Source organism: Streptomyces daliensis, from assembly GCF_054782395.1.
In genome coordinates this window covers 147,036-159,499 of sequence record NZ_BAAGSO010000119.1, presented here as the reverse complement: position 1 = coordinate 159,499, position 12,464 = coordinate 147,036, and the positions used below count along the sequence as shown (strand labels likewise).

General features: G+C 71.9%; 11 protein-coding genes. 6 read left to right on the top strand and 5 right to left on the bottom strand.

Going from position 1 to position 12,464, the window contains the following annotated elements; genetic code table 11:
- Positions 1 to 185: 185 nt before the first annotated feature.
- On the top strand, positions 186 to 2,132 hold the full coding sequence (locus tag ACYVOO_RS34160; RefSeq protein WP_461019595.1) for a BACON domain-containing protein: 1,947 nt from the start codon (positions 186 to 188) through the stop codon (positions 2,130 to 2,132).
- 25 nt (positions 2,133 to 2,157) lie between these two features.
- Here ACYVOO_RS34160 and ACYVOO_RS34155 read toward each other — a convergent pair whose 3' ends face one another.
- On the bottom strand, positions 2,158 to 3,045 hold the full coding sequence (locus ACYVOO_RS34155) for a hypothetical protein (RefSeq protein ID WP_461019662.1): 888 nt from the start codon (positions 3,043 to 3,045) through the stop codon (positions 2,158 to 2,160).
- A gap of 293 nt (positions 3,046 to 3,338) precedes the next feature.
- Between ACYVOO_RS34155 and ACYVOO_RS34150 the strand changes: the two genes are divergently transcribed.
- The 3 genes from ACYVOO_RS34150 to ACYVOO_RS34140 all read left to right on the top strand — a co-directional run bounded on the left by ACYVOO_RS34150 (position 3,339) and on the right by ACYVOO_RS34140 (position 7,276).
- Complete coding sequence (locus ACYVOO_RS34150) at positions 3,339 to 4,268, top strand: Ppx/GppA family phosphatase (RefSeq protein ID WP_453351299.1); 930 nt, start codon at positions 3,339 to 3,341, stop codon at positions 4,266 to 4,268.
- A 1,264-nt stretch (positions 4,269 to 5,532) separates the two neighbouring features.
- Positions 5,533 to 6,306, top strand: coding sequence for an IclR family transcriptional regulator (locus ACYVOO_RS34145; RefSeq protein WP_453350348.1), 774 nt, complete (start codon positions 5,533 to 5,535; stop codon positions 6,304 to 6,306).
- 43 nt (positions 6,307 to 6,349) lie between these two features.
- Positions 6,350 to 7,276: an SMP-30/gluconolactonase/LRE family protein gene (locus ACYVOO_RS34140; protein ID WP_461019594.1), complete on the top strand. Its 927-nt coding sequence runs from the start codon at positions 6,350 to 6,352 to the stop codon at positions 7,274 to 7,276.
- Positions 7,277 to 7,338: 62 nt separating this feature from the next.
- Here ACYVOO_RS34140 and ACYVOO_RS34135 read toward each other — a convergent pair whose 3' ends face one another.
- The 3 genes from ACYVOO_RS34135 to ACYVOO_RS34125 all read right to left on the bottom strand — a co-directional run bounded on the left by ACYVOO_RS34135 (position 7,339) and on the right by ACYVOO_RS34125 (position 9,210).
- The gene (locus ACYVOO_RS34135) at positions 7,339 to 7,665 is read right to left on the bottom strand and encodes a thioredoxin family protein (RefSeq protein WP_461019593.1); all 327 of its coding nucleotides are present in this window, start codon (positions 7,663 to 7,665) and stop codon (positions 7,339 to 7,341) included.
- Positions 7,666 to 7,704: 39 nt separating this feature from the next.
- Positions 7,705 to 8,520, bottom strand: coding sequence for a choice-of-anchor K domain-containing protein (locus ACYVOO_RS34130; protein WP_461019592.1), 816 nt, complete (start codon positions 8,518 to 8,520; stop codon positions 7,705 to 7,707).
- Between the two features lie 240 nt (positions 8,521 to 8,760).
- Complete coding sequence (locus ACYVOO_RS34125; protein ID WP_461019591.1) at positions 8,761 to 9,210, bottom strand: MarR family winged helix-turn-helix transcriptional regulator; 450 nt, start codon at positions 9,208 to 9,210, stop codon at positions 8,761 to 8,763.
- A gap of 90 nt (positions 9,211 to 9,300) precedes the next feature.
- Here ACYVOO_RS34125 and ACYVOO_RS34120 point away from each other — a divergent pair, with 90 nt between their 5' ends.
- Both ACYVOO_RS34120 and ACYVOO_RS34115 read left to right on the top strand, forming a co-directional pair.
- Positions 9,301 to 10,347, top strand: a complete 1,047-nt coding sequence (locus ACYVOO_RS34120; protein ID WP_461019590.1) for an NADP-dependent oxidoreductase — start codon at positions 9,301 to 9,303, stop codon at positions 10,345 to 10,347.
- A 135-nt stretch (positions 10,348 to 10,482) separates the two neighbouring features.
- Positions 10,483 to 10,911, top strand: a complete 429-nt coding sequence (locus ACYVOO_RS34115; protein ID WP_461019589.1) for an organic hydroperoxide resistance protein — start codon at positions 10,483 to 10,485, stop codon at positions 10,909 to 10,911.
- A gap of 85 nt (positions 10,912 to 10,996) precedes the next feature.
- On the opposite strand, the gene ACYVOO_RS34110 is transcribed toward ACYVOO_RS34115, so the two are convergent.
- Positions 10,997 to 12,385 (bottom strand): erythromycin esterase family protein, encoded by a 1,389-nt coding sequence (locus ACYVOO_RS34110; protein ID WP_461019588.1) that lies wholly within the window; start codon positions 12,383 to 12,385, stop codon positions 10,997 to 10,999.
- Between the last annotated feature and the right edge of the window lie 79 nt (positions 12,386 to 12,464).

Here is a 12,464-nt window from a genome sequence, read left to right as displayed (position 1 = left end):
GCCGCCCGCACCGACAGCGCGGCCCTGGCACCCGCGTGAGGCCCGGGGCGCGGAGGCCCAGATGGGGGCGAATCCACGGAACGCGCCTGTCCTGTCCCCTTTCGAGGGAGATAGTCACCCGTAAGGATTAAACCTGTGCAAGCGGGTCCGGTGAAGCGCCATCATCCGCCTACCGTCGCCGAGTGATGAACAGCAGGCGCGAGCACCCCACGGACATCACCGGCGCACACCGGGCGCATCCAGTGCGCCGGCCGAGGCAGCACGAGCGCACCGGGCGCCCCGGCCACTTCGCCGAGCCCTCCCGCGTGGGCCATCAGGAGCGGCCGGAGCGATCCGAGGGGTCCGGGCGCCCCGGTGCGGCCGGGGCCGCTGGGACCGCCAGGACCGGCGCCGGGTCCGTCGGACCCGGCGGACCCACGGGGCCGACGGGGCCGTCCGTGGGGCCCACGGCGCCGCCCACCGACGGCGTGGCGGCCGGGACCGGCGCGGGCGGCGCGCGGGACGGCGGCGAGGGGCAGGACGCGGGCGGCCCCGAGCGCTATGAACCGTATCTGGACGGCCTGTTCACGTACTGCCTGTCGGTCATGTGCGAGCACGACACCGCGACCGCCGCGCTCGGTGAGGCCCTGGCCCTCGCCGAGCGCCAGCACGAACGCGGCCGTACGCCGTCCGACCACGCCCTGCACCGCCCCTGGCTGTACGCGCTCGCGCGCTGGGCCTGCCTGCGCCGCCTCACCGAGCAGCGCCAGCAGACCGAGCGCTCGGAGCGGCCGGAACACGCGGGCGCCACCCCCGGATCCCACCTCTCAGGGCCCGCCGCCACCCAGCGCCGCCGCGAACTGGCCGCGCTGGCCTGGCCCGAGGCGGCGGGCACGGCACCCGAGCAGCGCGAGGCCCTGGAGCTGGCCGTCCGGCACGGGCTGCCGCCCAAGGAGGTCGCCGCCGTGCTGTCGCTCGGCCTGGACGCGGCCAGCGCCCTGCTCTCCAACGCCGCCTGCGAGGTCGAGCGCACCCGCGCAGCGCTCGCCGTCGTCAAGTCGAAAAGCTGCTCCGCCGTCGAGCGGCTCGCCGGGGACGACCACCTGCTGCTCAGCACGGCGCTGCGGCGCGAGCTGGTCCGGCACGTGGACGAGTGCGGGGACTGCCGGCGCGCCGCCGAGCGCGCCATGGCGGGCGTCTCCTGGCCCGGCACAGCCCCCGTGGGCACCGGCACCCTCGCCGTCCTGGAGGCCCCGCGCCCCGCCGTGCGCGCCGCCATGGTCGCGGTGCGGCGCGCCCGCTTCCAGCACGGGCCGCGCTTCGACCGGCACGGGTTCCCCGTCGAGGTCAAGGACCGCAGCGCGCGCCGGGACCGCATCCGCAGCCGCGCCGTCACTACCACCGTCGTCGCGACGGTCCTCGCAGCGCCCGTCCTCGCCCTGTGGGCCGCCTACCGGGGCGCGCCCCTCACGGGCGAGTCGGACGGCGCCAGCGTCTCCGCGAGCGAGCGCGAGGACCGCGCGGGCCTGGACGGCTATCCGTACGAGAACGCGGCACAGGGCGGCACCGAGCGCGGCGCACACGGCGGGCGTGACGGCACGCCCCCGCAGCACGGCAAGGGCACCTCCGGCGCCGCCGCCAAGGCCGAGGGCGCGGACCGGGGCCGTTCGGGAAGCGCCTCGGGCACGCCGTCCGCGAGCGGCACGAGCACCGGTACACGCGGCGGCACGGCGCAGCTCGCGGTGGACGCACGTTCCGCCGGGCGCAGCACCCTCATCACGCTCACGGCGCGCGGCGGCTCCCCGGTGCGCTGGTCGGCCTCCGCCGAGGCGCCCTGGCTGGTGCTGAGCCGTACGAGCGGGGTGCTGCGGCCCGGCGAGTCCACGACGCTCCGCGTCTCGGTCGACAGGTCCCGCGAGCCCTCCCGTGCCTGGTCGGCCGGTATCCGCTTCGCGCCGTCAGGCGCCGTCGTCACGCTGGAGGGGCGGGGCCAGGGCTCGCCGCCACCGAGCGGTGACCCCTCGCCGCCCCCGTCCGGCGATCCGTCGCCCACGGACCCGCCCTCGTCCGAGGACCCGTCCCCTTCGGATCCGCCCGCCGACGACCCGAGCACGGGCCCCGGCGATCCGGGCGGTTCCCCCTCGTCGGGCTGACGGCGGCGGGCGCGAAGCGCGAGGATCAGGCCCCGGTGCCGGTCCCGGCTCCGGCCTCGGTCCCGGTGGCGTGTGTCGCGGGCGGCGGGTCGGCGGGGTGCGGGGCCAGCAGGGGCAGGCTCGTGCGCGAGCCCGGCGCCACGTGCATGGCCGAGGCGACGGCCTCGGCGGACGCGATCCGCTGCTCGCACAGCTCCGCGAGCTGCCCGTAACCGGCCTCGCCCATCAGCTCGATCAGCTCCGGCCTGTACGACTCGTACACCGGCTTGCCCGCACCGTGCGCCGACGGCGCCGACGTGCACCACCAGTGCAGATCGTGCCCGCCGGAACCCCAGCCCCTGCGGTCGTACTCACCGATCGACACGATCAGCACCTGCTCGCCGTCCGGCTGCTCGACCCACTCGTACGTACGCCGGATCGGCAACTGCCAGCACACGTCCGGCTTCGTCTCCAGCGGCTCACGGCCCTCACCGAGGGCGAGGGTGTGCAGGGCGCAGCCGTAGCCGCCCGAGAAACCAGGACGGTTGTGGAAGATGCAGGCACCCTCCCAGCGGCGCGTCTGACGGTCGCCGTCCTCGTCCTCCTCGACCCACCCCGTCGACGTGCCCACCTCGTGGAACTGCCAGGTGTCCGGCGTGAGCCTGGCGACGTGTTCCGCGACGCGCCGCTCGTCGTCCTCGTCGGAGAAGTGCGCGCCGAGCGTGCAGCAGCCGTCCGAGGCCCGGCCCGGACGAATGCCCTGGCAGCCCTGGCCGAAGATGCAGTTCCAGCGCGAGGTCAGCCAGGTCAGGTCGCAGCGGAAGACCTGCTCGTCGTCCGAGGGATCGGGGAACTCCACCCAGGCCCTCGTGAAGTCCAGCCCCGTCTCCTCGCTACGGGGCTCCGGCGTGCCCGGGCCCCGCACTGCCTCCACGGTCCGTACGGCCTTCGAACCGTCCTGCTTCTTACGCTTCGCCGCTTTCGTCTTACCCACGCCCCCAGCGTAAGCGCCGGGCCGCCGCGTCGAGCCCTCGCGCCGGGCCGACGCGCCGCGACGGTACCGCGACGCTGCCGCGCCAAAGAGGGCGCACGGTACGGGGATCCGCCACGAGACGGAAGAGGGCGAGGAGAACGCGGGGAGCGGGGTGCGTCGCCGGGTACCGGACCGGCGGGCTCTGTGCGGAACCGCCTCGGCCCGTACGCGCAAAGCCGGATAGCGTGCTGTACATGAGACTCGGTGTCCTGGACGTGGGCTCGAACACGGTCCACCTTCTCGTCGTGGACGCGCACCCCGGTGCGCGACCCCTGCCCGCCTACTCGCACAAGGCGGAACTGAAACTCGCCGAACTCCTCGACGACGACGGCGCGATCAGCCCCGAAGGCATCGACCGTCTCTCGGCCACCGTCAACGAGGCGCTCGGCGTCTCCGAGGACATGGGCGTCGAGGACCTGCTCCCCTTCGCGACCTCCGCCGTACGCGAGGCCAGCAACGCCGACCACGTCCTCGCCGGTGTCACCGACGCCACGGGCGTGAAGCTGGAGGTCCTCTCCGGCGAGGAAGAAGCCCGCCTCACCTTCCTCGCGGCACGGCGCTGGTTCGGCTGGTCGGCGGGGCGGCTGCTGGTGCTGGACATCGGGGGCGGCTCGCTGGAGGTCGCGTACGGGCTGGACGAGGAACCCGACGCGGCGGCCTCCCTCCCCCTCGGCGCGGGCCGCCTCACCACCGCGTGGCTGCCGGGCGACCCGCCCGATCCGTCGGACGTACGGGCGCTGCGCCGTCACGTGCGGGCCGAAATCGCCCGCGTGGTGGGCGAGTTCAGCCGCTTCAACCCGCCGGACCACGTCGTGGCCACCTCCAAGACCTTCAAGCAGCTCGCCCGGCTCTCCGGGGCCGCCCGCTCCACGGAAGGGCTCTACGTGCAGCGGGAACTGGACCGCAAGGCGCTGGACGAGTGGGTGCCGAAGCTGGCCGAGATGCCGGCGGGGGAGCGGGCCGAGTTGCCCGGGGTTTCCGAAGGGCGCGCCCGGCAGTTGCTCGCCGGGGCGCTGGTGGCCGAGGGCGCGATGGATCTGTTCCGGGTGCCGCAGGTGGAGATCTGCCCCTGGGCGCTCCGCGAGGGCGTCATCCTCCGCCGCCTGGACCATCTCCGCACGTAACCCCTTCGCGGGGCGCAAGGAAACGAAGGGTTGCCCCTTCACCGGGCTGTGCCCCCTCACGGGGTGCGGGGTGAAGGCCACAGGGGGTGCGTGTTTCTGGTCGGGGTGCGCCTGGTGTGGGTGCCCCTTTGGGGGTTCGTTCGCGTGTGGCGGGCCGGTGGCACGGGTTGTGCCCACCCTCCCCCAGCTACCGCTGGGAGGTGCCCCCTCGCCAGCGGGACGATTGCCCACAACTTTGGCGTGCCGTCGCCTGGCGGGGTGCCGTCATGTGGCTGGGCGCCGTGTTCGGGTGCGGCTGTGTGGCTTCGGCGCGGCGTGTGGTGCGGTGCTTTGCGGCTGGCGCCGCGTGATTCTGGGTTGCGACCGTGGTTGTGGGTGCGTGGGTGGGGGGTGTCCGGTGCCGGGGTGGGGTGTCTCCTCGGCGTGAAGGTTTCGTTGTCGGCTTTAGGCCGGTGACTTTCTCGACCTGCGGGGACACCCCACCCCGTCCCCGTCCCGCCGGTGGCCCACCTCCACCCCGGGTCGGCTGGGGTCGGCTCCTCGGCGTGCTGCGGCACGCCCCCAGCGCGGGACCTCCGGTCCCCCCCTTCACAGGGCAACCGTCCCGCGCAACACCCCCTGTCGGGGGTGCGTAGCCCGGTGCCCCCTGGGGTTTCGTTGGCGTGCTGCGGGCCGGTGGCACGGGTTGTGCCCACCCTCCCCCAGCTACCGCTGGGAGGTGCCCCCTCGCCGAGCGGGACGCTTGCCCACAACAATGGCGTGCCGTCCACAGCATGGGAACGACCGCAGGGGGCACCGGCGTGCAGTCGGCCACCGGGTGGGAGGGGACGTGGTGGGGTGTCCCCGCAAGTGGTGGCGACATGTACAGGCAGCCGAAAAGCCGACCCGCACTTGTCGCCGCCCGAGGAGACACCCCACCGCGGCACCGACCCCCACCACACAGCAACCCCACAAACCACCGGCACAAGCCAAGAACCACGCGGCGCAAGCCGCGAACTACCGGTCCATACGCCGCGCCGAAGCCACCGGCCCGCACCCGAAGAACGGCGCCAAGCCACCCCCCTGCGTGCGACGGCACAAAAATCAGCGCGGGACCCTACGGCGCGCACCACACCGGCCGACCGTCCCGCGCAACACCCCCCGACAACCAGAACCCCCGTTTCTTCCAACCGAAACCGCGTTAGGGTACGTTCGCGATACCGATCAGGTGTCGGGATATCGAACTGCCGCCAGTTGCCATCAGCTACAAGGGGAGACGCGGAACATGGGACGTCTCGTACCAGCCGTAACCAGGGCTCTGGACATATTGGAGCTGTTTCTCGACGGCGACGGAACCCTCTCCGCGCCCGAAATCACCCGTAAGCTCCAGCTCCCACGCACCACCGTGCACGAGCTGGTCACGACGCTCGCGGCCCGTCACTACCTCGTCCCGCTGCCCGACCAGCCGGGCCGCTACCGCCTGGGCGTCCGCACGTACCAGCTCGGCAGCCGCTACGCGGAACAGCTCGACCTCGCAGCCGAGGGCCAGCAAGTGGCCCGTACCGTCGCCGAGACCTGTGACGAGACGGTCCACGTCGCCCTTTTGGAGGGCATGGACGTCATCTACATCGCGAAGGTGGACAGTACGCACGCCGTCCGCATGGTCTCCGCCGCCGGGCGGCGGCTGCCCGCGCACTGCACCTCCGTCGGGAAGATGCTCCTCGCGTCGCTCCCCGAGGACGAGTTGGAGGCGCGGCTGCCCGCGGGCGAGCCCCTGGCGGCGATGACGCCGAACTCCATCACCTCGCCCGAGGCGCTGCGCGAGGCGCTCACGGAGATCAGGGGGCGCGGAGTCGCCGTGGAGCAGCGCGAGTCGAACCCGGACGTCAGCTGCGTGGCGGCGCCCGTACGGAACTCGGCGGGCCAGGTCGTCGCGGCGCTCAGCATCTCCGTGCCCATGATCCGGTGGAGCGACGAGCGGCTGGCCGAGCTGGAGGAGCTGGCGGTGAAGGGGGCGAGCGAGCTGTCCGAGCGGCTCGGGCACCGTCGCCGCCCCTGAACACCTCCGGCCCTCGGGCCGCCTGACGACTTACGGAGAGCGCATGAGCGGCACACACCCACCCCGCACACCCCGCGCACTGGACGTCGCCGTGCGGGCGCACGCGAAGCTGGGGGAGGGGCCGACCTGGGACGCCGCGCGTGCGCGGCTGATCTGGGTGGACATCCTCACCTCGCGGGTGCACACCTTCGATCCGGCCACCGGCGCCCGTACGGTCCTGGTGACGGAGCAGCACGTGGGCGCGGCCAAGCCCCGCGAGGGCGGCGGCCTCGTCGTCAACCTCCGCGACGGCATCGGGCTGTTCGGCCCGGAGGACGCGGACGCGGGCACGGGCGCCGACGCGGGGGCCGTGCCCCGTCGCGCGTTCTCCTGGCTGCACAGGGACCCCGTCCCCGGGCGCCGTGGCAACGACGCGGCGGTCGCGCCCGACGGCGCGCTGTGGGCGGGGAGCATGCGCTACGACGAGGCGGCGGGCGGCGGCGTCCTCGCCCGTGTGACGGGGGACGGCACGGTCCGCACCGTGCTGCCCGACGTCACCATCAGCAACGGCACGGGCTGGAGCCCGGACGGGCGGCTGATGTACTACATCGACACCCCCACAGGACGCATCGACGTCCTTCCCTTCGACGGCCACGACGTGGACGTCGCGCGCCGCCGCCCGCTGGCCGAGATCGAGGAGAGCGCGGGCTACCCCGACGGCCTGACCGTCGACGCCGAAGGGTGCGTCTGGGTCGCGCTGTGGGACGGGGCCGCGCTGCGGCGCTACACGCCGGACGGCGCCCTGGACCGCACCGTTCCGCTGCCGGTGCGGCGGCCCACGGCCTGCGCGTTCGGCGGCCCCGGGCTGCGCGATCTGTACGTCACGACGGCGCTGACGGGCGCCGACCCGGCGCGGCAGCCGCTGGCGGGCTCCCTGCTGGTGCTGCCGGACGCGGGGCAGGGCCTGCCGCAGCCCGTGTTCGCGGGCTAGCAGGGCCGGAGCGGACGACGGCCGGCACGTCCCGTGGCCGCGCGGGACGTGCCGGTGCCGGTTCACAGGTGCGGAGTGACCAGCTCGACCACGTTGTTCTTGGTGGAGGGGCCGATGCGCGTGGCGACCATCTTCCCGCCCTTGAACACGTACAGGGCCGGGATGGCCGTGACGTCGTAGCGCGGGGGCGTCTGTGGGCTCTGGTCGATGTCGAGGCGGGCCACGGTCAGACGACCCGAGAACTCCTGGGCCACGTCCGCCAGTACCGGGTCCAGGGCCCGGCACACCGCGCTCCACTCGGCGCGGAAGACCGCGAGCACAGGGCCGGAGGACTTGACCACCTTCGTCTCGAAGTCGCTGTCTGTCACGTCGACGACGGTTCCAGCCACGTGAAATCCTTTCGGTGCAGGGGTGCGTGGGCGCGGGTGTCAGTCGGCGGCGGCGCCGTAGGCGTAGCGGGCTATGACGGTGTTCTTGGTGTTGCGGATCTCGGCGGTGTCGCCCTTGTCGTTCCAGATGGCGCTCTTGCTGGCGAAACTGTGGCCGCCCCATTCGGGGTGGACCTCGTTGGTGTAGATCCGCAGCGGCACACCGGGGAGCAGGGCGCCGGTGCCGCTGGGAAAGGTGAACTCCTGGCCGAAGTCGCCCGCGTTGACCACCCAGCCGTCAGCCGGGGCCATGATCGCGGAACGGTTGACGATCTCGATGTACTCGTCCGCCTGCGAACCGGCGACCTCTCCCTTGAAGCGCACGGTGCGGATCGCGACGTCGAGCCGGTCGGCCCGCACCAGCATGCCGCGCAGCTCGGCCGTGCTGCTCCGGCCCTCGGGCACATGGAGCGCGTCGGGCAGCGGCCGGTCCTCCTCGGCGGCGAAGCCGGCCAGGACGAGGGCGTAGGGCACGCCGTCGAGTGTGAAGCTCTCCGAGGTGGGATAGCGGTGCAGCGCGAGCGTGTCGGCGCTGTCCTGGTCCTGGTCGTTGACGGCGTGGTACTCCGCGTACGGCTTGAACGTCTGCGTCGGGCCGCCCTCGACCTCCAGTTGGATGTCCAGGCGCAGCGGAATGCGCTCGAAGCTCATCAGACCTTCGCGCACGTAGTTGTCGATGGTGACGGTGCCCAGTGTGAACTCCCGCCCGTCCAGCGGCGCGTCGGCTGTGGTCCCGGTGAACCTCACTCCGGCCAGCCGGCCCTGGGAGTCCGGTGCGCCGGGCCCGGAGGTGGGGCCCGTCAAGATCGCACGCACCGGCACTCATCGTAGGAATGCGATCACTGGCCGTCACCAACAGTTTTGGTCCCGCGGCAAGATGGCCGAGGCCATGCTCTTGCGCAGCTCATGCACGCGCATACGGGAGGCGGGGACCGGCCCAGGAGCCTCCCCGGCCCCATCGCCCTCGCGGGTGCCCTGCGGAAGCTTCCGGGGGCAGCCTTACCGGACAACGCCGGGGCGCGGCTTCCCGGGGCCGAGGCGTGATCCGGTCGGCTCTCAGTCCTCCGCGTCCTCGCCCAGCATCCGCTTCAGCAGATCCCGCAGCACCGTCCGCTCCGCGTTCGTCAGCTCGCCGAGGGGTTCGCGGGCGAAATCGAGGGATTCGCGCAGGCGGTCGGCGGTGGCGCGGCCCTCGTCCGTGGCGGCGGCGACCTTGACGCGGCGGTCAGCGGGGTCCGGACGGCGCTCGACGAGCCCGCGCACTTCGAGGCGGTCCACTATCCCCGTCACGTTCGACGGCTCGCACTTGAGCTGCTGGGCCACCTTGCGCATGGGCGTGGGCTCCCGGGAGAGGAGCGCGAGGACGCGGGCCTGGGCGCCGGTGAGGGAGTGGTGGGCCGCCGCCAGCTCGTACTCCGCGTAATAGCGCGCGACGACCGAACCTATGAGGTCCACGACCTCACGGGTGAGCGGGTCGGTGCTCCGTGAGCGGGTACTGCGAGCCATGACACCCAGGGTACCCGTTTGCTTGACAACATGAAATATCGAGGAGCATGGTTGTTTCAGTATCTGAAGCATTATTCTGGAGGCAGCCCCATGACCTCGACCGACACCTCGCCCGACACTGCATCCCTGCCCGCCACCGGCCGTGAGTGGCACCTGGTCGCCCGGCCGCAGGGCTGGCCCACGCCCGCCGACTTCGCCCTGCGCGAGGCGCCCGTGGCCGCGCCCGGCGAGGGCGAGGTCCTGGTGCGGAACCTGTATTTCTCCGTCGACCCGTACATGCGCGGGCGTATGAACGACGTGAAGTCGTACGTGCCGCCCTTCGAGCTGGACCGGCCGATGCAGGGCGGCGCGGTCGGCGTCGTGCTCGCGTCCGGGGCCGAGGGCATCGCGCCCGGCGATCACGTGCTGCACTTCGCGGGCTGGCGGGAGTACGCCACGTTCCCCGCCAAGCACGCGACGAAGGTGGACCCGGACGCGGCGCCCCTCTCCGCCTACCTCGGGGTGCTCGGCATGCCGGGCCTCACCGCGTACGCGGGGCTGCTGCGCGTGGCCGATTTCAAGGAGGGCGACGCGGTCTTCGTCTCCGGCGCCGCCGGTGCCGTCGGCAGCCAGGTCGGCCAGATCGCCAAGCTCAAGGGCGCCTCGCGCGTCATCGGCTCGGCCGGTTCGGACGAGAAGGTCAGGGTCCTCACCGAGGAGTACGGCTTTGACGCCGCCTTCAACTACAAGAACGGCCCCGTCAAGGATCAGCTCAAGGCCGCGGCCCCGGACGGTATCGATGTCTACTTCGACAACGTGGGCGGTGACCACCTGGAGGCGGCCATCGGCCGTCTGAACCTGCACGGCCGGATCGCCGTGTGCGGGATGATCTCGCAGTACAACGCCACCGAGCCGACTCCGGCCCCGCGCAACCTCGCCATGCTCATCGGCAAGCGGCTGCGCATCGAGGGCTTCCTCGTCGGTGACCACGAGGACCTCCAGCCGAGGTTCGTCGAAGAGGTCTCCGCCTGGGTGCGCTCCGGCGAGCTGAAGTACCGCGAGACGGTCGTCGAGGGCGTGGAGAACGGCGTGGACGCCTTCCTCGGCCTGCTCAAGGGCGAGAACACCGGCAAGATGGTCGTCTCCCTGGGCGAGTGACCACACGGGTCCGCCTCTCCGGCTCGTCCGCGAGGGGCGGCCCCCGGGCGAGTGCCGAGGGGCGGCTAGGCTCGGCAGCGGCCAGTGGAGTCGTGGGCGCGAGGCCCCTGGTCACGCCATCCAACAGGAGGATTCATGTCCATCCAGTCCATCGACGTCAAGTACACCGCTGTCGCCACGGCGGAGAACGGCCGCGACGGCCGCGTCTCCACCGATGACGGACAGCTCGATGTCGTGGTCAACCCGCCCAAGGAGATGGGCGGCAGCGGTGCGGGCACCAACCCCGAGCAGCTCTTCGCCGCCGGGTACAGCGCCTGCTTCCAGGGCGCGCTCGGTGTCGTCGCGCGCAAGGAGAAGACGGACATCTCCGGCTCGACGGTGACGGCCAAGGTCAGCATCGGCAGCACCCCCGAGGGCGGGTTCGGTCTCAAGGTGGCCATTGAGGCGAACATCCCGAACGTGGACGCGGCCAAGGCCAAGGAACTGGTCGAGCAGGCGCACCAGGTCTGCCCGTACTCCAACGCCACCCGCGGCAACATCGAGGTCACCCTCGACGTCGCCTGACCCTCCGCCTCACGTCCCGAAGGGCCACCCCGCCATCCGGCCGGGGTGGCCCTTTACGCGTCGGCCCTTTGGAGCGGGCGGGAGGTCAGGGAGTGCCCAAGTAGGTGGTGGCTTCGATGTCGTGGAGGTGGATGAGGATGTCGTGGGCCCGGCCGGGCGCGGCCGTGTACCGCACAGGGTCGGGCCACCCGGCGCCTATGTTCCACGTGGCGCGTTCCTCGTCCAGCCACGCGCGCGCCGCCTTGGGGGCTGTGCGCATGTCCAGGATGTAGTCCTCCCGGCGGGACCTGTCCAGGGTCTCTTCGTTGGAGCCCTGCGGGGCTCCGGGCACGCGGTAGGTGCGCATCACGTTGTCGTCGGTGCCGAACGCCTTGAAGGCGCCCTCGTAGAAACTGAAGCCGACGCTGACGTACTCGCTGCCCAGTGCGTCGTGGAGGAAGGAACCCTGGGTCTTGGGGTAGCGCGCGTCGAACGAGTCGTAGGACACATGGGTGTTGTGGGCCGACAACAGCATCCGGTCCGCGGTGTGCTGGTGCCACCATCGCACGTTGTCGGCCATCACCTGGTCGCGGAGCTTCATCATCTTCGCGATCTCGGCGTCATCATCGAGGTCGAAGGACATGCCCCTGGCCATCTGGTGGATCGCCAGGGCGTGCTGCACCATCCACAGGTGCTCCTGTCCGTCACCGTTGCCGGAGGGCTGTGTGCGCAGGAGGTCGTAGACCTTCCTGGTCCGTTCGGCCCGCTCCTGGCGTTCGTCGAGCGGCAGCTTGAGGTATGCCTCGCTGTAGGTGGCGGCGTCGGTGGTCGGGGCCAGACCGCGGTAGAGCTCGGTGACCTGTTCGAGCAGCCGCGGGTATCTGCGGGACACATAGTCGGTGACGCGCCCGTACAGTTCCGGGCCGGCGTAGCCCATGTCGTTGCCCATGAACCGCACCGGGTCGTCGGGGTGGTGGCGGTTGTAGTCGCGCATCCAGGTGAGGAGGTCGCGGTAGTCCTGGTTGTTCCAGCTCCGGTAGGTGCCCTGGAACTCCTCCCGGACTATCTCGTCGAGATCGCCCTTCCCGTCCACCACGTACTCGTTGAGCCGCACGCCGCTGCTCCAGGGCAGTTCCAGTGAGAAGGTCCGGAAGCCCTTCTTCTCCACCAGGTAGCGGAAGACGCGGTGCTTCATACGGAAGAAGTCCTGTGAACCGTGGGTGGCTTCGCCCAGTCCCACCACGTCGGCGTCCTTGATCATGCGGCCGAGCGCGTCCAGGTCCCGCAGAGAACCCGTGGGCCGTGTGGTCCTGAGTGTGTGGGCGCTGCGGTCTATGGCGTCGACCACACTCCCGTGGTGCTGCCGCGAGGCCGATGCCCGCGAGACGGTGGCCGACGAAGTGTGTGTGGTGGACCCGATGGCAGGCGTGGTGAGCGCCAGCGCGCCGAGGGAGCAGAGGACCGAGGGAATGAGCACTGCCGTACGTCGCTTCATGCCTCCAGATTCCCGTGTACGCGGAGTGCGTCACCAACCCAACTGCTGCCCACCTGCGGGTAGTGCAGGCACTACCCGC

Coding starts and splice junctions, on each gene's coding strand:
- ACYVOO_RS34160 (WP_461019595.1), top strand. CDS start 186: ATGAACAGCAGGCGCGAGCACCCCACGGACATCACCGGCGCACACCGG.
- ACYVOO_RS34150 (WP_453351299.1), top strand. CDS start 3,339: ATGAGACTCGGTGTCCTGGACGTGGGCTCGAACACGGTCCACCTTCTC.
- ACYVOO_RS34145 (WP_453350348.1), top strand. CDS start 5,533: ATGGGACGTCTCGTACCAGCCGTAACCAGGGCTCTGGACATATTGGAG.
- ACYVOO_RS34140 (WP_461019594.1), top strand. CDS start 6,350: ATGAGCGGCACACACCCACCCCGCACACCCCGCGCACTGGACGTCGCC.
- ACYVOO_RS34125 (WP_461019591.1), bottom strand. CDS start 9,210: ATGGCTCGCAGTACCCGCTCACGGAGCACCGACCCGCTCACCCGTGAG.
- ACYVOO_RS34120 (WP_461019590.1), top strand. CDS start 9,301: ATGACCTCGACCGACACCTCGCCCGACACTGCATCCCTGCCCGCCACC.
- ACYVOO_RS34115 (WP_461019589.1), top strand. CDS start 10,483: ATGTCCATCCAGTCCATCGACGTCAAGTACACCGCTGTCGCCACGGCG.
- ACYVOO_RS34110 (WP_461019588.1), bottom strand. CDS start 12,385: ATGAAGCGACGTACGGCAGTGCTCATTCCCTCGGTCCTCTGCTCCCTC.